Below are 22624 nucleotides of genomic sequence, written 5' to 3'. Positions count from 1 at the left end.
GCCTGAAATAAACCGGATCGCGCCTCTTTCCTACAACCTGCGCTGACATCGGCCACAGGTCTGGTCCACTTAACGCCAATATTTTCCGCCGCTGGCCAACTAACCTCTGCTCAGGAAAGTTGCTTCAACGCGCTCCGCTTATTTAAATCTTGTTTATTAAAATCTCGAACGGAATCGATCATGTTCAAACCGACTATCGGCCCCATCGTGGGCCACGCCACAACTAACGAAGTGCGCATTTTCATGCGCGGCGAACGACAGGACAAAAAACGTGTATTTGCCGGAGTTCGCGCTCGCAAGGCCGGCACGGAAAAATGGTCGAACAGCGTATTTGCACTTTTGAACCCGGCCAATGACATGTCGGGTGTACTGGTATTGCAGGATCTCGAAGCTGATTGTGAATACGAATATCAAGCCGGCTGGTTAAGTCCGATGAATCCGGTGCATACCATCGACACGGTCATTGAGTTTCCATTGCAATGGCCGCGACAGCTCTACCGCTTTCGCACCCGCACCGCGAAAGCCAGCCAGCCTCGGGGCTTTGTCGTCGGTTCGTGCCGTTATCTGCGGATTACCGCTGGCGTCGCTTCCTTGCCGCAACTGGGCGACCGCATCTTTGGCTCGATCAATCAGCTCGTCGAAAACAGTCATTTACCGGTCAGTGCGGTGATCATGACCGGCGATCAAGTGTATGTAGATGATTTGAATGTCATTGCTCCGGATCGCGAAGCCAAAGACATCCTGAAGAAATATCGAACGGCATTTTCGCAACCGAATATTCAGCGACTGATGTCCAATACATCGACTTACATGATGCTCGACGATCATGAAATAGAAGATAACTGGCCTGCCAATGCCACCGCAGCGGACGAGGACTTATATCGCAACGCCATGGCCGCTTATGAACTTTATCAAGCCAGCCACAGCCCGGTTTATGCATGTAATGAGAAGGGTCAGATAGACCGGGATACGTTGAAGCATTACTGGTATCAGTTTGGCGACAGCGATATCGCCTGGTTCGTCACCGACAGCCGCACCCGACGCAACTTGTCGAAGGATGACCGGCGCATTCTCGACATCGAGCAAGAACAGGCCCTGCTGCGATGGCTGATCCATAGCCCGGCGCGAGTGAAGTTCGTGGTGACCAGCGTGATGTTCTATCCCGATCGCAAGTTCAACGGTGACGATGCCTGGAAAGCATTTCCCGAACAGCGTCTGCGCCTGCTGGAAACCATCCGCACTCACCGGATCAAGAACGTGGTGTTCGTCTCCGGCGACGTTCATGGCTCTCTGACCAGTCGCCTGTCTCACAGCGAGGACGCCGATTTCGAAGTGCACACCATCGTGTCCTCGCCGCTGCACAACAGCAAATTGCTGCCGTATGCCAAGGCCTCGACGTTTATCCTCGATCAACCGCTGGTGCGCACGGCGGCAGGGGATTATCAGCACGAGCTCACCAGTGCAGTGGTGAGCCAAGACAATTTTGCGCATGTGGTCGTTGAGGCTGATCAGATATTGGTCAATTACCATGACCGCGATGGCAAGAAGTTGCAGTCGATCAGTATGAAATTGCGTTGAAACACCAAAAGATCGCAGCCTTCGGCAGCTCCTACACAAGGCGCATTACCCTGTTGGGGCTGCGTGAAGCTGCGATCTTCTGCTCATTTCAGTTGTGCACTGGAGAAATGTTCACTGCAGCCGACATATTCTTATAGCACTTGGCCTTCATCTCTCTTGTCAGTCGGTGCCGCAATGATGCAACCTTGCCGCAGCCAACAGACAAGAGGGCGAGAGCCCGGCGCATTCAGCATATTTCCAAGCGAGTTTCCTTCATGAAGAGCCAGCCCGATGCCGCCAGCCGTATGGCGGCCGAGGTAGTGACGCAGTTGCCTGTGCCCTCGCGGCTCGGCATGCTGCGTTTCGAGCGCTTGAATGAAGCGAGTTGGGCAATGCTGTTCCTCGATCCCAACTGCGAACGCCAGTTTGGCCAGCCGGCCGTCGAGCTCTGCGCACTGGTCGGCTCGCCTTACGCCAGCCTGATGGAGCCCGAGGCGCGCTATCAACTGCACGATGCGATCCAGCAGCAACTGAGCAAAAGCGCACATTACGTCGTGCGCTACACCCTGCACACCGCCGCCGGCGCGTTGAACATCCTCGAGCTGGGTGAAGCCTACAAACAGCACAACCGGCATTTGCTGCGCGGCTACCTGCTGGCGGTCGACGAGGTGTTCGACGAAACCCAGGCGCTGCCTTCGGTGGATCTGGAAACCCAGAACTCGCGCCTGCAAATCGCCCTTGAGCTGAACCAGCGTGCCCAGCAGGAACAACTGCAGCATCTGGAGCGCGTGCGTGCCCAGCAGGATCTGATTCTGCTGCTCGCACGCCAGCGCTACAGCACGCACAACTCGCTGCAGGAAGCCGCTGAACTGATCACCCGCTGCGCCTGCGATATCTACGAGATCGACTGCGCCAGCCTGTGGAACCTCGAAGGCCAGCGCTTGCTGCCGATCTCCGCTTACCATCGCGCGACCCAGGAATACATCCTGCCGGAGCCGATCGATATCAGCGGCTTCCCCGACTACATGGAAGCCCTGCACAGCAGCCGCGCCATCGATGCCCATAACGCCATGCACGACCCGCGTACCCGCGAGATGGCCGAGGCGATGCGTCCGCGTGACGTCAACGCCATGCTCGATGCCAGCATTCGCGTCGACGGCCAGGTAGTCGGCGTGTTGTGCCTGGAACAGACCGGCGTCACCCGCGCCTGGCAGTCCGACGAAATCGCCTTTGCCGGCGAACTGGCCGACCAGTTCGCACAAGTGATCAACAACCACAACCGACGCACTGCCACCAGCGCCCTGCACCTGTTTCAGCGCGCGGTCGAGCAAAGCGCCAACGCCTTTTTGCTGGTCAACTGCGACGGCGTGGTCGAGTACGTCAACCCGAGCTTCACCGCGATCACCCAGTACACAACCGAGGAAGTCCACGGTCAGCGCTTGTCGGAATTGCCGGCGCTGGAAAATCTCAGCGAACTGCTGTTCGACGCACCTTCGGCGCTGGCCCAGAGCAACAGTTGGCAGGGTGAATTCAAGAGCCGCCGCAAGAACCTCGAACCGTACTGGGGCCAGCTGTCGATCTCCAAGGTCTATGGCGATAACCGTGAGCTGACGCATTACATCGGCATCTACGAAGACATCACCCAGACCAAACTCGCGCAGCAACGTATCGAGCGCCTGGCCTATACCGACAACCTGACCAACCTCGGCAACCGTCCGGCATTCATCCGCAATCTCGATGAGCGCTTCGCCCGCGACAGCGATACGCCGATCAGCCTGTTGCTGGTGGACATCGACAACTTCAAGCGGATCAACGACAGCCTCGGTCACCAGACCGGCGACAAACTGTTGATCAGCCTCGCCCGGCGCTTGCGCAACAGCCTCAGCCCGAGTGGCAGTCTGGCGCGTTTTGCCAGTAACGAGTTCGCCGTGTTGCTCGACGACACCGATCTTGAAGCCGGGCAGCAGATCGCCAGTCAATTGCTGATGACCCTCGACAAGCCGATGTTCGTCGACAATCAGCTGATCAGCGTCACCGGCTCCGTGGGCCTGGCCTGCGCGCCACTGCACGGGCGCGATCCGCAAACCCTGATGCGCAACGCCGGTCTGGCACTGCACAAGGCCAAGGCCAACGGCAAACACCAGTTGCAGGTGTTCACTGAGGCGCTGAACGCCGAGGCCAGTTACAAACTGTTCGTCGAGAACAACCTGCGCCGCGCCCTGACGCAGAACGAGCTGGACGTGTTCTACCAGCCGAAACTGTGCCTGCGCAGCGGTCGTCTGCTGGGGATGGAAGCGCTGTTGCGCTGGAACCACCCGGAGCGCGGCATGATTCGCCCGGATCAGTTCATCAGCGTCGCCGAGGAAACCGGCCTGATCATTCCGATCGGCAAGTGGATCGCGCGTCAGGCGTGCCGCATGAGCAAATCCTTGACCGCTGCCGGCCTGGGCAATCTGCAGGTGGCAATCAATCTGTCACCGAAACAGTTCTCTGATCCGGATCTGGTCGCCTCGATCGCCAACATCCTCAGGGAAGAAGCGCTGCCGGCCAATCTGCTCGAACTCGAGCTGACCGAAGGCCTGCTGCTGGAAGCCACCGAAGACACGCATTTGCAACTCGACCAGCTCAAGCGCCTGGGCCTGACCCTGGCCATGGATGACTTCGGCACAGGGTACTCGTCGCTGAGCTATCTGAAGAAATTCCCGATCGACATCATCAAGATCGATCGCAGCTTCATCCACGAAATCCCCGACAACCAGGACGATATGGAAATCACCTCGGCGGTGATCGCCATGGCCCACAACCTGAAACTCAAGGTTGTGGCTGAAGGCATCGAAACCGCCGAGCAACTGGCCTTCCTGCGTCGACACCGTTGCGACGTCGGCCAGGGTTATCTGTTCGACCGACCGATTCCAGGCGGCGAGCTGATCCAGGCTCTCAAGCGCTATCCGCGCGGCCCGCTCTGCCTCTAACCCCGCTACCCCATTCTCGCCATAACATGCCGCCCCCTGTAGGAGCTGCCGAAGGCTGCGATCTTTTGATCTGGTTTTTAAAAAGCAAAATCAAAAGATCGCAGCCTTCGGCAGCTCCTACATTGGGTAGTGATTAACTCGGCATCATTCGGCACACTGGCGGTCTGACTTTTTACCTCCAACCTGACTGAGAGGAACGCTCATGGTTCTGCGCTCGGAAATTCTGGTGAACAAAAACGTGCTTCCAACCAAAGAACAAGCCCTGCCCGGCCGCGAAACCGCGATGACCCTGCCGGAAAAACACTTTGTCTTCGAAGACACCCCGCTGCTCGGTCCATTCTTTCAGGACGTCGACTTTGCGATTTTCGGTCTGGGTTGCTTCTGGGGCGCGGAACGACGTTTCTGGCAGCGCGAAGGTGTGGTCAGCACCGTGGTCGGTTACGCCGGCGGCTTCACGCCGAACCCGACGTACGAAGAAGTCTGCTCGGGCCTGACCGGCCACGCCGAAGTGGTATTGGTGGTGTATGACAAGGCCCAAGTCAGCTATGAAGAGCTGCTGGCGATGTTCTGGGAACTGCACAACCCGACTCAGGGTATGCGTCAGGGCAACGACATCGGCACCCAGTACCGCTCGGTGATCTACGCGACCTCGCCTGAGCATCTGGACGCGGCGCTGAAGAGCAAGGCTGTGTATCAGGCGGAACTGTCGAAGGCGGGTCTGGGCGAAATCAGCACCGAGATCGAACTGGCACCGACCGTGTACTTCGCCGAGACGTATCACCAGCAATATCTGGCGAAGAACCCTGAGGGTTATTGCGGGATTGGCGGCACCGGCGTGTGCATGCCTGCGAGCCTTGCGGGCAACTAACCCCACCGACCGATCGTTCCCACGCGGAGCGTGGGAACGATAAGTCAGTGATCAACTCTCGGCAATTAACCAATCCATCTGCCAGCCACCCTGGGTCTGCCCCAGCTTCTTCGACAACCACGGCAGCAACTCACGCAACTCTTCTTCCAGCCCCCACGGCGGATTGGCGATCGCCAGCCCGGAACCGTTCAGGCTGTTCGGCGTGTCCAGTGGATGCACCAGCAGCTCCACACGCAGCAACTTCGGCGCACCCGTGCCCGCCAGGTCTTGATAGAAACGCCGCAATGCACGCTGATCCTTCACCGGATACCAGATCGCTGCCACGGTCTGGCGCATGCGGCCGATGGCCTCTTTCATCGACGCCGCGCAACGCTGCATCTCGTCCAGTTGCTCGAACGGCGGATCGATCAGCATCACCGCACGCTTCTCCTGCACCGGCAACATCGCCCGCGCCACGTGCCAGCCCTCGCCCAGATGCACTTTCACTCGACGATCGCCGGCCATGTTGTCCTTGAGCAACACGCCATCTTCGGGATGCTTCTCGTTGAGCATCACCCGATCCTGCGGCCGCGTCAGACGCCGTGCCAGCTCCGGCGAACCCGGGTAATAGCGCAACTGGCCATCCGGGTTCATCTCGTGCAGCACCTTCATGTAATCGGCGGTCAGCGCCGGCAGGTCCGGCTGATCCCACAACCGCGCAATGCCTTCCAGGTACTCGCCGGTGCGATTGGCCTGATCGCCCTGCAAGTCATACAGACCGATGCCGGCGTGCGTGTCGAGATAGGCAAACGGCTGCTCCTTGCGCGACATCAGAGCGATGAGGCGGGTCAAGGTCAGGTGTTTGAACACATCGGCGTGATTGCCGGCATGGAAGGCGTGACGATAATTCATGGCTGCTCCTGCGAGGGCCGCAAAGTTTACCTTTTACCGGGCGGCAAGTCAGGGGTTCGCAGCCGAGTGGACAAACGCCTTTCCCTCACCCTAACCCTCTCCCGAAGGGAGAGGGGACTTACGGTGGCGATCTTGCGAGTTACATCGACCTGAATGATCGACGTAATCTCAGGCTTGGCCAAACGAAGTTCACCGCTGAAGTCGCAGGTCGGCGTACAACACCCAGACAACTCGGTCAGTCCCCCGAAAGAACACCACCATCCAGGCTTGGCCAAACGAAGTTCACCGCTGAAGTCGCAGGTCGGCGTACAACACCAAGACAACTCGGTCAGTCCCCCGAAAGAACACCACCATCCAGGCTTGGCCAAGCGAAGTTCACCGCTGAAGTCGCAGGTCGGCGTACAACACCCAGACAACTCGGTCAGTCCCCTCTCCCTCTGGGAGAGGGCTAGGGTGAGGGGCTTTGCTTTTATGGCGTTAAACTGGCTAACCATCAACGACAGGAAGTCAAAAATTCATGCGATATCTGATCATCTGTTTACTCAGCCTTCTTAGTCCATACCTCGCCCTTGCCGACGAAACCCACATTGAACAGGCACGCCAGACTCTAAAGAACTACGGGCGGAGCCAACTGCATCCTGGCGCCATTCAATGAGCAATCAGCCCAGAGAAAAGACATTGCACTATCCGCCAATGCCTACTCATTCATGGGCAACGGCCTGCATTCCATCCAGCAAAATGAAGACACGCTGCAAGTGCTGCACGATCGTTATAAAACAACCAGAAACTATGTGTATGCGGCATCTGAGCAGACACCGTCGATCAGCAAACACTCGAAAAGCCATTTCGTTTTTTATGGGTGCCTGGAGGTCTCAAGTCAGAGGCTTTCGACAGTTTTATCGAGACCCAGGATCGGCACATCGCAGACTGACTGCTGAACCCTAAACGTCAAAAGATCGCAGCCTTCGGCAGCTACTACAGATGATCCCGTGTAGGAGCTGACGAAGGCTGCGATCTTTTGATTTTGCTTCTGAACAATTCAGGCAGGCATGGCGCCCAGACGTCGCCCGATGACGTCGAGCAAGGGGATGGCGCAGAATTTGGCGAAGTCGCTGAGGATCATCGAGTCACCTTGATCGAACGGCGCATGCATATATTCTCCAGCACCAGGAGCACGGCGCAAAGTGGGGGGTAGTTGAAGGCCATATCAGGAAATCGGAGATGAGGAATTTTACGGAGCTGCACAAAGGTCGAATTTGGATAGACGGTAGTATTTAATGCAATTACCTGTCAGATCTGACAGTGGCGTTATCGGTAGCTACTGATCCATAGTCTGAACGACGCGAAAATCAATCGATCGCCCTGATTCTAGACTACGACTGGAAGGAGATTGGAAATGGCAAAAATTACTGTAAATACATCGGGCAATGGCACCGTGATTAGCGCCTATACCAGTGGTGCAGGCGGGCCGTACCCAACATACTCAATAACGGTGAAACCCGATGACAACAGTGGAGACCTGAGCGTAAGCACTCCGGGCGATCCCCGCCTGAAAGTTGGTGACAAGGTCAGCTTTACCATTAGCGACGGCGCTGCTGGCAGACTTCTGGGAAATGTGACAAAGATATAAAAAAAGTAACCCTGATAAAAAATTCTGTTTACCGCTTCAATAAGGTTGGCTTCGCAGCCTAAAACAACGCCGTGACTTGCTCTTCAACGACAAAAGATCGCAGTCTTCGGCAGCCCCTACATGGGATAGGCGTCCACTCTGCCGAAGGCTGCGGTCTTTTGATCTTCAGGCGGGCAAGCTGCGCAAGCGCTTGCCGATGACATCGAGCACATCACAGCCATCGCGCAATGGGATGGCGCACAGCAGGGCGAAGTCGCTGAGGATCACGGAGTCGCATTCGATCGAGCCGCGCATGCACATGTTTTCCAGGACCTGGACCACGGCGCGGATGCGGTGGTTGGCAGCGTCCATGAGGATATCGAGAGGCACATGGGTGTCGACGAACAGGCTGGGCATGTCGCTGCAATTGCCGGTGAGGGCCATGAAGCGGTTGTCGGGGTGAGGAGTGATTTTTTCGTAGGGTGAATCAGTATGCATATTGGTCATTTTCCGGGTCCCATGATTGATAAACGTGGGCCGCCATCACACCTTCCTACGGGTTAGGGTGGCAGCTGTGCGCGGGAGTAGGAACCGAGCAATCATGGACCTCGGCCACGCCGAAGCGTGCCCCACGCACAGCCGCCGCGAACGATCTTACGGACTTGAACCAAGTGCCGCAAAAAGCCAACGAACTGTAACGTCATGAATGCGGGAATCCTTCACCCTGCCACCACTCTCGCGGTGACAACGAAAAGACTATCCCTGCAACCCACCACGCACCAGTTCATGAAAACCGCCGCGATTCGAAGGAAACGTCCGAAGCGTTTGCCCCGAAATTTCACTCTGTCTCTGCCAGCAAAAACTCCAGAAGCGCCGATCGTGACGAATCTTCCGACATCGATAATTTGAAAAACTGCCCGACCTTGCAGCGCAGGACCGTCTCGGGAAACGCCTCGAATATGGCCGGTTGCTCCTCGCTCAGCCATTGCAGAGCATTGGCGATGCGTACGCTTGCATCTGTCTGCGCCAAGAGCGATTGCGGCACGCTCCACCACGGAAAGACCCGCCCCGAAACCAGCGCACGGCCCGCGATTTCGATGGCTTGGCCATTGATCAAGGCTCGTGAAACGACTGGCAGCAATTGCGCGGAATTGACCTCCTCAGAGTGCAAAAGAGGCAGCAGAAACCGACCATCCCAAAAGCGGAAAAACACGGTTTTACCGTCCGGCATCAGCACTTGAGTGAGGCTGCGGAAATGTTCGACCAGCACGTCAAGATCCGCCGAAGACACCGCCAACCATCCCCAATCCCGGGATTCTGTTTCCGCCACCCAACGTAAAAACTCACTGTCTGCAGCGACAATTCCCACGTAGGGCATCACCGCGTCCCACTCGGCATAAATGGTCTCGGCCCAGACCGGATTCGCCGTGCCCTGCCAGGCTTTGAAGGCATCGGCGTCGCTGGCGCGGCTGAAAATGGCGAACAGTTGTTCCGACGCATGCAGCGGCTGCCGCGCCAGCCATTGTTCGGGCGTCAATTCCTCACGCTGCACAAACACCATCCTTACAACGCTCACACTCCTCGCAGAATGGCGCATCACCTTTGAGACTCATGATCTGTGCGGCGGTGAGAATCGCCGCCGGCGCAGCGGCCAGTTTCTCCGGCAATCCCGGCACCACCGGCGCAGCGCTGGTCGCCGCCATCGGCGCGCCACCCACAACAATCGGCACGCTGCTGAAAATTCCGCCGGGGCCGATGTTGATCCACTGTCCGCCGGCCTGAATCGTCGCGCTCGCGCCGCCGTCGATGACCACTTGCTGACCAGCACTGATATGGATCTGCGCCGAGGCGCTGGTGGCTTGATTGTTCACCCGGACCTGCTGGTCGCCGAGCACGGACAAATGATCATCCTGCCTGACTTCGGTCTGGCGCTGGCCGTGGGTGATGCGTTGCTCGTCGGCCTTGAGTTCATGGCGAGCGGTGCCGGTGACCACCACACTGCGCTGATTATCGACCTGCAACTGCTGGTCATTGAGCACATGCTGGGTCCAGTTGCGCTGGGCACGCAGGTAGATTTCCTCGGCGCCTTTCTTGTCTTCGATGCGCAGTTCGTTATAACCGCCACCGCCAGGGCTGCTCTGGCTGCGGAAGATACTGCGGGTCTTGTCTGCCGGCAGATCCAGCGGCACCGGGGTCGCCGCATTCGGCAGGCAACCCATGACCAGCGGCTTGTCGGCATCGCCATCAATGAAGCCGACCAAAACTTCCATGCCGACGCGCGGAATCAACACGCTGCCGTAGTGATCGTGAGCCCAACCGGTCGCAACGCGCAGCCAGCAACTGGAGTGCTCGTTGAGTTCGCCATCGCGGTCCCAGGCCAGTTGCACCTTGACCCGGCCGTATTCATCGCAATGGATTTCCAGATCTTTCGGGCCGGTGACCACGGCAGGTTGGTAGCCCGACATGCGCGGTTTTTCCAGGCACAGTGCCGGACGAAAGACCACGTCCCACGGCGTGGCAACGAAAGTATTGCGATAACCCTGAAAGGATTCGCCATCGCTGGTCACCGACTCCTCCAGTACCTGCGGCTGGCGGCCGCGATGCTCGATACAGGTGAGTAACCACAGATCATTCCAGTCGCTGCGCGGATGCTCGGTGAGTTGCAGGAAATGCCCACAGACCAGTGAGGATTCGTCGCTGGTGCCTTCGGCTTGACGGTAATCGGCGACATGACGTTCAAGCGCGGCGCGTCAGGCCTTTGCCGGTTTCGCGATCATTGAATTGACCGGGAAAGTGATAGTCCTCCAGCACTGGACGCTGCTCGCCGTCACTGCGACTTTCCAGCGACAGGCGTGGTTTTTCGAAGTTGTAGTCGCGCCGGGTGACGACGCTGGTGCGGGTTTCCACGCGCACATTGAAACGCTGAATCGCCGGCGCGCCCGCCGACATGCCGCTGCCCGGCAGATACAGCGTCGGCTCGGGCAGCTTGGGGAACACGGTCTGGTCGTCGCCGAATACCAGCAAATGGCCTTCGGGGCTGTGTTGAAAGTGGTAATGAATGCCGACTTCGGCACACAGACGCTGGATGAAGGCCAGATCGCTTTCGGCGTATTGCACGCAGTATTCGCGCTCCGGGTATTCGCTGCCCAGGCGAAATTCAAAGGCATCGCGCAGGATCGAATGGTCCTTGAGAATCTGCGTGACAATTTGCGGCACGTTCTGATGCTGAAAAATCCGCTGGTTGATGCGATGCCCCAGATACGTCAGACGCGGGACAAGGCTGAGGTGATAGCGTGTCAGACGTTTCCCGGAATCGCCCTGCCCGACCTGATAAATCTGACCATGAATACCGCAACCCTGAGCATCGAAACTCAGAAACGCCTGACCATGCAGCAGGCTTTCCAGATCCAGGTCCGGCCGCTCGCTGACCAGTTCCAGTTCGAAGCGAAAGGGTTGGCTGATGGCTTCCCTGCCTGTGAACTCAAGGACCTTGAGGTCATGCTGGGCGCCTTCGAGGGTCAACGTGAAACGCGGTTGATTGGCAGGCGCGAACATCCGATGTCTCTCTGCAGTGTGAGGGCGGGCGATTCTGCATGAGGGGCAAGGGGTGATGAGCAGGTGACGGGAAATTCAGATTTGCCCTACGTGGTTTGCTGAAAGGACCTTGTTAATTCGGCCGTTCGACTACAGACAATTCAATCAAACCTGCCACCCACCCTGTGGGAGCGAGCCTGCTCGCGAAAGCGGCATGTCAGTCGATACATTCATTGAATGATCAATCGCATTCGCGAGCAGGCTCGCTCCCACAATGGATTTCCACAGGATTCGAGAAATCACAGGCCATAAAAAACGGCCCGCCTCCGGTAGGAAGCGGGCCGTTTTCATGTGAGCCGAAGCTCAGTCCATCACTTGTTCAGATGGAAGTCTTTTTCCGCTGCCTCGAAACGCTCAACCATGCCGCGAGTCGGTTCACCCGCCTTGCTGACAAAGTAGATGGCCAGGCTGGCGAAGATGAAGCCAGGAATGATTTCGTACAGACCCAGCAGTTCGAAATGCTTCCAGACCACCACGGTGATTGCGCCGACCAGAATACCGGCCAGTGCGCCGTTGCGGGTCATGTCTTTCCAGACGACCGAGATCAGCACCACCGGACCGAACGCAGCACCGAAACCGGCCCAGGCGTAGGACACCAGACCCAGTACGCGGTTTTCCGGGTTGGCAGCCATCGCGATGGCAATCAAGGCTACCAGCAGCACCATGGCACGACCGACCCAGACCAGCTCAAGCTGGGAGGCGGACTTGCGCAGAAAGGTCTTGTAGAAGTCTTCGGTCAGGGCGCTTGAGCACACCAGCAACTGGCAGCTCAGGGTGCTCATTACCGCAGCCAGAATGGCCGACAGCAGCACACCGGCAACCCATGGGTTGAAGAGGATTTTCGCCAGTTCGATGAACACGCGCTCCGGGTTCTCGGTGACCGGACCGGCCACTTCCGGGTGCGCCGAGAAGTAAGCGATACCGAAGAAGCCCACCGCCACGGTGCCGCCCAGGCACAGGATCATCCAGGCCATGGAAATGCGACGCGCCTTGGCGATCGACTTCACCGAATCCGCCGCCATGAAACGCGCGAGGATGTGCGGCTGGCCGAAGTAGCCCAGACCCCAACCCATCAGCGAGATGATGCCAATGAAGGTGGTGCCTTTGAGCATGTCGAAGTTGCTCGGATCCTGCGCTTCGATGGCCAGGAACGTGGTGTCGACGCCGCCGGTGGCCAGCAGGACGATGATCGGCGTAAGGATCAGCGCGAAGATCATCAGGGTCGCTTGTACGGTGTCGGTCCAGCTCACCGCGAGAAAACCGCCGACGAAGGTGTAAGCAATGGTCGCCGCAGCACCGGCCCACAGCGCCGTCTCGTAGGACATGCCAAAGGTGCTTTCGAACAGACGCGCACCGGCGACGATGCCGGAAGCGCAGTAGATGGTGAAGAACACCAGAATCACCACCGCCGAGATAATCCGCAGCAAGCCGCTTTTATCTTCGAAACGGCTGGAGAAGTAGTCCGGCAGAGTCAGTGCATCGCCGTTGTGCTCGGTCTGCACCCGCAGACGGCCGGCGACGAACAGCCAGTTCAGGTAGGCACCGACGATCAGGCCGATGGCGATCCAGCTTTCGGACAGACCGGACATGTAGATGGCGCCCGGCAGGCCCATCAGCAACCAGCCGCTCATGTCGGAGGCACCGGCAGACAGCGCGGTGACGACGCTGCCGAGGCTGCGACCGCCGAGAATATAGTCGGAAAGGTTATTGGTGGAGCGATAGGCCATGAAGCCGATCAGCACCATTGCTGCGATGTAGATCACGAACGTGATCAGGGTTGGATTGCTTACGCTCATTGAGTTACGCCCTGGCTTTGTTTTTATGTAGCGGCGGTGGTGAACCGCTCGCAAACGACGACGTTTGGCAGACGATCCGGGATCCCGCGCATTTAAGACTGATGTTTCCCCAGGAAAGCCATCAGCCGGTACACCGGGTTATTCCCGGTTGCACCTTGGCGGCGAATGCTATGCAACAAAGCAAATAAGGTGCAACCAGTTTCGCGAGAATTAGTTGCACCCAGTCGAATTAATCGACGATCACCCCGTTTTTGCTCCCTTTTGTGGCAGTCACGCCTCTTTACTAGAAGTAAAAGCACCAAGCAGGAGCAGCACTTTCGTACCAGAAATTATTTCCTGACGAGCTGCGTATTATTCCGGCAAAAAAAGGGTTGCACCCGGTTGCACCTCATTCAGCGCAAGGCTAATCTTGCGGCCAGCTGATGCCACGCAACTGTGGCAACCATGAGGATAAAAATATGGCTACCACCACCCTTGGGGTCAAACTCGATGACCCGACCCGCGAGCGCCTGAAGGCTGCCGCAACCTCGATTGATCGCACGCCGCACTGGCTGATCAAGCAGGCAATTTTCAATTACCTGGAAAAACTCGAGGGTGGTGCAACCCTGACCGAGTTGAACGGTTTGACCGCCAAAGACGCCGATGACGCAGGCGAAGTGCAGACCGATCACGCTCACCAATGCTTCCTCGAATTCGCTGAAAGCATCCTGCCGCAATCGGTGCTGCGCGCTTCCATCACCGCTGCTTACCGCCGTCCTGAGCCGGAAGTGGTGCCAATGCTGATCGAGCAGGCACGCCTGCCGGCCCCGATGGCCGAAGCCACCAACAAGCTCGCGGCGACCATCGCGGAAAAACTGCGTAACCAGAAGAGTGCCGGCGGTCGTGCGGGCATTGTTCAGGGCCTGCTGCAGGAATTTTCCCTGTCGTCCCAGGAAGGCGTGGCGCTGATGTGCCTGGCCGAAGCGCTGCTGCGCATCCCGGACAAAGGCACCCGCGATGCGCTGATCCGCGACAAGATCAGCACCGGCAACTGGCATCCGCACCTGGGCAACAGCCCTTCGCTGTTCGTCAACGCTGCGACCTGGGGTCTGCTGCTGACTGGCAAACTGGTCTCCACCCACAACGAAGCCGGCCTGACTTCGTCGCTGAGCCGCATCATCGGCAAGAGCGGCGAGCCGATGATCCGCAAGGGCGTCGACATGGCCATGCGCCTGATGGGCGAGCAGTTCGTTACCGGCGAAACCATCGCCGAAGCACTGGCCAATGCGAGCAAGTTCGAAGCCAAAGGCTTCCGTTACTCCTACGACATGCTCGGTGAAGCGGCACTCACTGAAGTCGACGCGCAAAAATACCTGGCCTCGTACGAACAAGCGATCCACTCGATCGGCAAAGCGTCCCACGGTCGTGGAATTTATGAAGGCCCGGGCATCTCCATCAAGCTCTCGGCGCTGCACCCGCGCTACAGCCGTGCGCAGTACGAGCGCGTGATGGACGAGCTGTACCCGCGCCTGCTGTCGCTGACCCTGCTGGCCAAGCAATACGACATCGGCCTGAACATCGACGCCGAAGAAGCCGACCGCCTCGAGCTGTCGCTGGATCTGCTCGAACGTCTGTGCTTCGAGCCGCAACTGACTGGCTGGAACGGCATCGGTTTCGTCATCCAGGCTTACCAGAAGCGTTGCCCGTACGTGATCGACTACGTGATCGATCTGGCCCGCCGCAGCCGCCATCGCCTGATGATCCGCCTGGTAAAAGGCGCGTACTGGGACAGCGAAATCAAGCGCGCCCAGGTTGAAGGCCTGGAAGGCTATCCGGTCTACACCCGCAAGGTGTACACCGACGTTTCCTACATTGCTTGCGCACGCAAACTGCTGTCGGTACCGGAAGTCATCTACCCGCAATTCGCCACGCACAACGCCCACACCCTGTCGGCGATCTACCACATCGCCGGTCAGAACTATTACCCGGGCCAGTACGAATTCCAGTGCCTGCACGGCATGGGCGAACCGCTCTACGAGCAGGTTGTCGGCAAGGTTGCCGAAGGCAAGCTGAACCGTCCATGCCGCGTGTACGCACCGGTCGGCACCCACGAAACCCTGCTGGCGTACCTCGTACGTCGTTTGCTGGAAAACGGCGCCAACACTTCGTTCGTCAACCGTATCGCCGACCAGTCGATTTCGATTCAGGAACTGGTGGCCGATCCGGTGGCGCAGATCGAGCAGATGGCCACCGTGGAAGGTGGTTTCGGCCTGCCGCACCCGCGCATTCCGCTGCCGCGTGACCTGTACGGTGCCGAGCGCGCCAACTCGAGCGGCATCGACATGGCCAACGAACATCGTCTGGCCTCGCTGTCCTGCGCCCTGCTCGCCACCGCGCACAACGACTGGAAAGCCGCGCCGATGCTCGGTTGCGCGTCCAGCAACGAAACGCCGGTCGCCGTGCTGAACCCGTCCGATCACCGCGATGTGGTCGGTCACGTTCAAGAAGCGACCGTCGAAGACGTCGACAACGCCATTCAATGCGCGCTGAACGCCGCGCCGATCTGGCAGGCCACCCCGCCGGCCGAACGTGCTGCGATCCTGGAACGTGCCGCTGACCTGATGGAAGGCGAGATCCAGCCGCTGATGGGCCTGCTGGCTCGCGAAGCCGGCAAGACCTACGCCAACGCCATCGCCGAAGTCCGCGAAGCCGTCGACTTCCTGCGTTATTACGCGGTGCAGGCGCGCAACGATTTCAGCAACGACGCCCACCGCCCACTCGGCCCGGTGGTGTGCATCAGCCCGTGGAACTTCCCGCTGGCAATCTTCAGCGGCCAGGTCGCTGCGGCATTGGCCGCCGGTAACCCGGTACTGGCCAAACCGGCCGAGCAGACTCCGCTGGTAGCGGCTCAGGCTGTGCGCCTGATGCTCGAAGCCGGCATCCCGGAAGGCGTGCTGCAACTGCTGCCGGGTCGCGGTGAAACCGTCGGCGCCGGTCTGGTCGGTGACGAGCGCGTCAAAGGCGTGATGTTCACCGGTTCCACCGAAGTCGCGCGCTTGCTGCAACGCAACATCGCTGGCCGTCTCGACAGCCAGGGCCGTCCGATTCCGCTGATCGCCGAAACCGGTGGCCAGAACGCGATGATCGTCGATTCCTCGGCTTTGACTGAACAAGTCGTGATCGACGTAGTGTCGTCGGCCTTCGACAGCGCCGGTCAGCGCTGCTCGGCGTTGCGCGTGCTGTGCCTGCAGGAAGATTCCGCCGATCGCGTCATCGAAATGCTCAAGGGTGCCATGGCCGAAAGCCGTCTCGGCAACCCCGAGCGTCTGTCCGTGGACATCGGTCCGGTGATCGACGCCGAAGCCAAGGCCGGCATCGACAAGCACATCCAGGGCATGCGCGACAAAGGTCGCAATGTTTACCAGGTTGCGATTGCCGACAGCGAAGAGATCAAGCGCGGCACCTTCGTCATGCCGACCCTGATCGAGCTGGAAAGCTTCGACGAACTGCAACGCGAGATCTTCGGCCCGGTACTGCACGTGGTGCGCTACAAGCGCAAAGAGCTGGATCAACTGATCGGTCAGATCAACGCCTCCGGTTACGGCCTGACGCTGGGCGTGCACACGCGCATCGACGAGACCATCGCCAAGGTGATCGACAACGTCAACGCCGGTAACGTCTACGTCAACCGCAACATCGTCGGTGCCGTGGTCGGCGTGCAGCCATTCGGCGGCGAAGGCCTGTCGGGTACTGGCCCGAAAGCCGGCGGCCCGCTGTATCTGTACCGTTTGCTGTCGACGCGTCCTAGCGACGCCATCGAGCAATCCTTCGCTCGCGGTGACGCCATCGTCGCCCCGGACGTGCGTTTGCGCGATGCCATGAGCCAATCGTTGAACGCTCTGAAAGCCTGGGCCGACAACAACAAGTTCGCCGATCTGAGCACCCTGTGCGTGCAATACGCAGCGCAATCGCAGAGCGGCATTACCCGCGTGCTGGCTGGCCCGACCGGCGAGAAAAACAGCTACGCGATCCTGCCGCGCGAACACGTGCTGTGCCTGGCAGAAGTTGAAGGTGATCTGCTGACGCAACTGGCGGCGGTGCTGGCGGTTGGCGGTTCGGCAGTGTGGCCGGAAACCGAGCTGACCAAGACGCTATTCGCCCGTCTGCCGAAGGAAGTCCAGGCGCGGATCAAACGCGTTGCCGACTGGAACAAGGACGAAGTGGTGTTCGATGCCGTGCTGCATCACGGCCACTCCGACCAGTTGCGCGGCGTCTGCCAGCAGATCGCCCAGCGTGGCGGCGCGATCGTTGGCGTTCAGGGACTGTCCCAAGGCGAGACCAACATTGCCCTGGAGCGCCTGGTGATCGAGCGTGCATTGAGCGTGAACACCGCTGCGGCGGGGGGTAACGCCAGCTTGATGACGATCGGTTAAACCGCTGTAAATCCAGGCGACCGCAATGGTCGCCTGGTACGCAATACTCTGTGGGAGCGAGCCTGCTCGCGAAGACGGCGTTTCAGTCGACATCAATGTTGCCTGACCCACCGCTTTCGCGAGCAGGCTCGCTTCCACAGAAGATCAAAAGATCGCAGCCTTCGGCAGCTCCTACAGGGAAACGCATTCCAAATGTAGGAGCTGCCGAAGGCTGCGATCTTTTGCTTCTGCATCACTCTCATCAATCATCCTATCCAGCCTCTATTCCACCGACTTAGACTCGGCCCAACCCCAATTTCCAGGTAGGCCGCCATGTCCGAGACGCTGCTCAGTTCCCGCAATCTGGCTTTCGAGCTGTACGAAGTCCTCGATGCCGAGGGCCTGACCCGGCGCGAGCGCTTTGCCGAGCACAATCGCGAGACCTTCGACGCCGCCATCGGCACCGCGCGCAATATCGCCGAGAAGTATTTCGCCCCGCACAACCGCAAGGGCGACGAGAACGAGCCGCGCTACGAGGATGGTAAGGCGATCCTGATTCCTGAAGTGAAACCGGCGGTGGATGCCTTCCTTGAGGCCGGATTCCTTAACGCAGCGCGCAGTTTCGACGCCGGCGGAATGCAATTGCCGACCCTGCTGTCGCAAGCCTGCTTCGCGCACTTTCAGTCCGCCAACGCAGCGTCGACGTCGTACCCGTTCCTGACCATGGGCGCGGCCAATCTGATCGAGAGCTTTGGCAGCGAAGAGCAGAAACAGCGCTTCCTGCAACCGATGATCGACGGACGTTTCTTCGGCACCATGGCCCTGACCGAGCCCCATGCCGGTTCATCGCTGTCGGACATTCGTACCCGCGCCGAGCCTGCGTCCGACGGCACCTATCGCCTGAAGGGCAACAAGATCTTCATTTCCGGCGGCGATCATCCGCTGTCGGAAAACATCGTACACATGGTGCTCGCCAAACTGCCGGACGCACCGCCGGGGGTGAAAGGTATTTCGCTGTTTATCGTGCCGAAGTTTCTGGTCAACGACGACGGCAGCCTCGGCCAGCGCAACGACGTGCTGCTCGCCGGCTTGTTCCACAAGATGGGCTGGCGCGGCACCACATCGACGGCGCTGAACTTCGGCGATAACGGCGAGTGCGTCGGCTATCTGGTGGGCAAACCGCACCATGGTTTGAGCTACATGTTCCAGATGATGAACGAAGCGCGAATCGGCGTCGGCATGGGCGCGGTGATGCTCGGCTATGCCGGTTACCTGTATTCACTGGAATATGCGCGTGAGCGGCCGCAGGGCCGGGTGCCGGACAGCAAGGATCCGACCACTGCGCCGGTGGCGATCATTCAGCACGCGGACGTCAGACGCATGCTGCTGACGCAGAAATCCTACGTCGAAGGTGCGTTTGACCTCGGCCTGTACGCCGCGCGGTTGTTCGATGACACCACCACGCTGGAAACCGAAGCCGAACGCAAACAGGCTCATGAGCTGCTGGACCTGCTGACGCCCATCGTCAAATCCTGGCCTTCGGAGTTCTGCCTCAAAGCCAACGAACTGGCGATCCAGATTCTTGGCGGCCACGGCTACACCCGTGAGTACCCGGTGGAGCAGTACTACCGCGACAACCGCTTGAACCCGATCCACGAAGGCACCCACGGCATCCAGTCTCTGGATTTGCTCGGGCGCAAACTGGCGCAGAACGGTGGCGCCGGTCTCAAGCAGCTGATTCGATTGATCGCCAACACGGCCGAACGCGCTACTGCATACGACTCGCTGGATGCACTGCGCGAACCGCTGGAAAAACTCGTTGCCCGCCTGCAAACCGTGACCATCGGCCTGCTCACCGATCTGGCCCAAGGCAAGGTCAACAGCAGCCTGGCGAACTCGGCGCTGTACCTGAAAGTGTTCGGCCACGCAGTGATCGGCTGGCGCTGGCTGGAGCAGGCGATCCGCGCCGAGGAAGGCCTGGCCAAAGGGAATGCGGCGGATGTCGACTTCTATAAGGGCAAGTTGCAGGCGGCGCGGTATTTCCTGACATGGGAAGTGCCAGGTTGCCAGCATGAGCTGGACTTGCTGGAGGCGCGGGATGATACGTGTCTGGGGATGCAGGACGCGTGGTTCTGAAACGCTACCCTCACCCCAGCCCTCTCCCGGAGGGAGAGGGGGCCGAATGGGGGATATTCAAGAAGTACGCCGACCTGAAAGGGCCTTGCCGGATCCATAATCGACTGGTGTTTTCAGGTCGACGTATAGCGATAGACGCCTCGGTCAGTCCCCTCTCCCTCCGGGAGAGGGCTAGGGTGAGGGGCTTTTCAGGTCTGATACTCAACTCAGTTTGAACCCACCCATCTGCCGCGCCAGATCATCCGCCAGCCGCTGCAACATCTGACAATCCTCACGACACGCACGAACCTCCCCCGCCGTCGCCCGCGCCAGATCGGAAATCCCCTGCACGTTGCGGTTGATCTCTTCAGTCACCGCGGACTGCTCTTCGGTTGCCGTCGCCACCTGATGGTTCATATCGCTGATGCGCTCGACCTGACCGGTGATCGCCGTCAGTGACGCGCCGGTACGCTGGCTCGATTCAACCCCGGTCCCGGTTGCAGCCTGACCGGTGCGCATCGATGACACGGCGTTTTCCGCGCCTTGCTTGAGGCTGCCGATCATCAATTGAATTTCGTCGGTCGAGGCCTGGGTCCTGCGCGCGAGGGTGCGCACTTCATCGGCGACCACCGCGAAGCCACGGCCCATGTCGCCAGCGCGGGCGGCTTCGATGGCGGCGTTGAGTGCGAGCAGATTGGTCTGTTCGGAAACGCCACGAATCACCGCCAGCACCGAATCGATCGACGCCACTTGCTGCGCCAGCTCACCCACTGCGCCCGCCGCTAAGCCGATCTCATCGGACATGCTTTCGATATGACGGATCGAGCCACCGACCACTTCCCGTGCCTGTAACGCCTCATCGCGCGCGGTTTGCGAGGCAAGCGCGGCGTTGCCAGCGTTCTGCGCGATTTCCTGCACGGTCAGGCCCATTTCGTGGACGGCGGTGGCAACCATGTCGGTCATTTCCTGCTGCCGGCCCGAACGCTCGGCGGTGTTGTCCACCACCGTAGCCACTTGCCCTACGGCTGTGCGCAGGCGCTCGCTGGTGGTCAGCACTTCACCGATCATTGCGCGCTGGCTGTCGAGGAAACGGTTGAAGCCGCGCGCCAGGTCGCCCAGCTCATCGGCACGGCTGGAATCTAACCGGTGGGTCAAATCTCCACCACCGCTACCGATGGCCACCAGCGCCCGTGTTACTTGTCGAATCGGTCGCACCAGCCCCTGCGCCAGCCACACCACCAACGCCAGGCAGACCAGCGCCACCACCAGACCGATGCCGCCGCTCATCCACATCGCTTTCCGTGCTTCGGCGTAGATCTGCGACTGCGGCACTTCGGCCACCAGGGTCCAGCCGAGATCGCGCAGCGGCAGGCTGAAGGCGAGGAAGTCTTCACCGTCGCGCTGGAAGCTGCTGTTGACCGCGTCCTTGTGCCCCATCAGCGCTTGCGCCGCGTTGGCACCGATCTGCTCGGTCAAGGTGCGTTTGCCGCTGAACTGCGCCTCAGGATGGACCTGAATCAGACCGTCGGAGCGCACGAGATAGACCTTGCCGCGCTCGCCGAAATTGAAGTTGTGAATCAGCTCCGACAGCTCTTTCATGCTCAGCCCAAGCCCGGCGACACCGACAACTTTGCCGGCCTGCTCGACCTTCAGATCGATGAACAGGGCCAGCTCGCCAGTGGCGCCGTCGTTGTCGATATTGAGCGTGCGCGGCTGATTGCTGTCGAGAAAGGAATAGAACCAGGCGTCGGCCGGTTTCGCGCGACTGAGGGTGCGATCGAGGCCTTTTTCGGTGATGTAGTGATTGGATTCGATGCCGATGATCAGCGCAGTGAAGGCCTTGTGTTCGGCGCGGATGCCTTCCAGATACTGCGCAAAGAGCGCGGTTTTGCTGCTGTCCTCGCCTGTCGCCAGCCAGTCACGCACCATGGTGTTGCTGGCGATGTCCTTGGCGGCGGTGAGCGGTTGCACGAGGATGCGTTCGATATCGTTGCGCGTCGCTTCAATGCTCGACGGCAGCGCTTGTTCGACCAGATAGCTCTGGGCGAGGCGGTTGACCACCAGGGTATAAATGCCAACCACAATCACGATGCTGATCAGCAGGGCCGCGCCCATGCCGAGAATCAACTGCCACTGAATACTGCGTCGCCACCACTGCATGGAGCACCCCCAAGGAATAAGTGGCCGAAACACTGCAACGGCCGTGCCGATTGTATACAAACCAACCGACAATCTATTCCCTGGTTGTGCGCAACCCCATCAGCCCTGACTGATGGTCTTGGCAATCGTCTCGACCGTGGCGCTGACTTGCTCTTGATAACGCTCGAGTTCTTCTTTGTGCTGCTTCTTCATTTCGATCTGCTGCGAGCACAGATTCATCGCCGCCAGCACCAGCAAACGGTCGCCGATCAGCGTCGGGTATTTGCGCTTGGTGTCTTCCAGCGCTGCCTTGAGCATCATCGCCGCGTCCAGCAGGGTCTGTTCTTCCCCGGCCGGTGCCTTGATCGAATAGTCCTCGCCGAGAATGGAGATGACTTTTACCCCTGCTGTGCCGTGGTTCATGCGCTGACAGGACCGGCATTGACGCGATCAACCAGCGCCTGGATGCGCGCGGCGGTGGCGCCGTGTTTTTCTTCCTGCTCCATCAGGTTCAGTTGCAGGCTTTCGTTTTCATCCTTGGCCTGGGCCAGTTCCGTGGACAGGGTCTGGTTGGTCTGCAGCAAGGTCTGGTTCTGTTGCACCAGGTCGCTGACGAGCTGTTCCAATTGGCTGAGGGATGCTTCCAACATTTTGATCTTCCAAGCGTTTTTCAAAGGGCGCGTACGATAAAG

13 protein-coding genes and 2 pseudogenes are annotated in these 22624 nt (G+C 59.3%); 6 read left to right on the top strand and 9 right to left on the bottom strand.

Going from position 1 to position 22624, the window contains the following annotated elements; all coding sequences use genetic code 11:
- The first annotated feature begins 180 nt into the window (after positions 1-180).
- The 3 genes from AB9L16_RS01940 (at position 181) to msrA (ending at position 5397) form a co-directional block, all read left to right on the top strand.
- Positions 181-1578 (top strand): alkaline phosphatase D family protein, encoded by a 1398-nt coding sequence (locus AB9L16_RS01940; protein WP_375123024.1) that lies wholly within the window; start codon positions 181-183, stop codon positions 1576-1578.
- A 254-nt stretch (positions 1579-1832) separates the two neighbouring features.
- A complete protein-coding gene (locus tag AB9L16_RS01935; protein ID WP_095180997.1) occupies positions 1833-4529 on the top strand; it encodes a bifunctional diguanylate cyclase/phosphodiesterase in 2697 nt (898 codons plus the stop codon).
- 202 nt (positions 4530-4731) lie between these two features.
- A complete protein-coding gene (gene msrA / locus AB9L16_RS01930) occupies positions 4732-5397 on the top strand; it encodes a peptide-methionine (S)-S-oxide reductase MsrA (RefSeq protein WP_252883057.1) in 666 nt (221 codons plus the stop codon).
- Between the two features lie 51 nt (positions 5398-5448).
- On the opposite strand, the gene AB9L16_RS01925 is transcribed toward msrA, so the two are convergent.
- Positions 5449-6288 carry a 23S rRNA (adenine(2030)-N(6))-methyltransferase RlmJ gene (locus AB9L16_RS01925; protein ID WP_016772007.1) on the bottom strand — a complete coding sequence of 280 codons (840 nt, stop codon included), beginning with the start codon at positions 6286-6288 and terminating at the stop codon, positions 5449-5451.
- A 1396-nt stretch (positions 6289-7684) separates the two neighbouring features.
- On the opposite strand from AB9L16_RS01925, the gene AB9L16_RS01920 reads away from it, so the two are divergent.
- Positions 7685-7918, top strand: a complete 234-nt coding sequence (locus tag AB9L16_RS01920) for a hypothetical protein (protein ID WP_150638083.1) — start codon at positions 7685-7687, stop codon at positions 7916-7918.
- Positions 7919-8083: 165 nt separating this feature from the next.
- Here the strand turns inward: AB9L16_RS01920 and AB9L16_RS01915 are convergent, their stop codons facing one another.
- The 4 genes and pseudogenes from AB9L16_RS01915 to putP all read right to left on the bottom strand — a co-directional run bounded on the left by AB9L16_RS01915 (position 8084) and on the right by putP (position 13287).
- Entirely contained in the window at positions 8084-8404 is a 321-nt protein-coding gene (locus tag AB9L16_RS01915) for a hypothetical protein (RefSeq protein ID WP_122751665.1), read from the bottom strand.
- A 331-nt stretch (positions 8405-8735) separates the two neighbouring features.
- Positions 8736-9458: a DUF4123 domain-containing protein gene (locus AB9L16_RS01910; protein WP_375123023.1), complete on the bottom strand. Its 723-nt coding sequence runs from the start codon at positions 9456-9458 to the stop codon at positions 8736-8738.
- A pseudogene (gene tssI / locus AB9L16_RS01905) lies at positions 9439-11452 on the bottom strand (type VI secretion system tip protein TssI/VgrG). The gene AB9L16_RS01910 and the pseudogene tssI overlap by 20 nt, the downstream one beginning before the upstream one ends.
- A 350-nt stretch (positions 11453-11802) precedes the next feature.
- On the bottom strand, positions 11803-13287 hold the full coding sequence (putP, locus tag AB9L16_RS01900; RefSeq protein ID WP_150638076.1) for a sodium/proline symporter PutP: 1485 nt from the start codon (positions 13285-13287) through the stop codon (positions 11803-11805).
- 458 nt (positions 13288-13745) lie between these two features.
- Here putP and putA point away from each other — a divergent pair, with 458 nt between their 5' ends.
- Entirely contained in the window at positions 13746-17699 is a 3954-nt protein-coding gene (gene putA / locus AB9L16_RS01895; RefSeq protein ID WP_375123022.1) for a trifunctional transcriptional regulator/proline dehydrogenase/L-glutamate gamma-semialdehyde dehydrogenase, read from the top strand.
- 312 nt (positions 17700-18011) lie between these two features.
- On the top strand, positions 18012-19814 hold the full coding sequence (locus AB9L16_RS01890; protein WP_375123021.1) for an acyl-CoA dehydrogenase: 1803 nt from the start codon (positions 18012-18014) through the stop codon (positions 19812-19814).
- Between the two features lie 201 nt (positions 19815-20015).
- Here the strand turns inward: AB9L16_RS01890 and AB9L16_RS01885 are convergent, their stop codons facing one another.
- The 4 genes and pseudogenes from AB9L16_RS01885 to AB9L16_RS01870 all read right to left on the bottom strand — a co-directional run bounded on the left by AB9L16_RS01885 (position 20016) and on the right by AB9L16_RS01870 (position 22582).
- Positions 20016-20747, bottom strand: a complete 732-nt coding sequence (locus tag AB9L16_RS01885) for a methyl-accepting chemotaxis protein (protein ID WP_375123750.1) — start codon at positions 20745-20747, stop codon at positions 20016-20018.
- A gap of 135 nt (positions 20748-20882) precedes the next feature.
- Positions 20883-21908 (bottom strand): annotated as a pseudogene (locus AB9L16_RS01880) (cache domain-containing protein); the annotation flags it as partial.
- A gap of 144 nt (positions 21909-22052) precedes the next feature.
- Positions 22053-22355: a cell division protein ZapA gene (locus AB9L16_RS01875; protein ID WP_039756738.1), complete on the bottom strand. Its 303-nt coding sequence runs from the start codon at positions 22353-22355 to the stop codon at positions 22053-22055.
- A complete protein-coding gene (locus tag AB9L16_RS01870) occupies positions 22352-22582 on the bottom strand; it encodes a hypothetical protein (protein ID WP_122508526.1) in 231 nt (76 codons plus the stop codon). The genes AB9L16_RS01875 and AB9L16_RS01870 overlap by 4 nt, the downstream gene beginning before the upstream one ends.
- Between the last annotated feature and the right edge of the window lie 42 nt (positions 22583-22624).

Source organism: Pseudomonas sp. LW8 (assembly GCF_041956865.1).
GTDB classification, from domain to species: Bacteria; Pseudomonadota; Gammaproteobacteria; order Pseudomonadales; family Pseudomonadaceae; genus Aquipseudomonas; species Aquipseudomonas siliginis.
The sequence above is the reverse complement of the archived record's forward strand: the minus strand, read 5'-3'. Positions and strand labels throughout refer to the sequence as shown.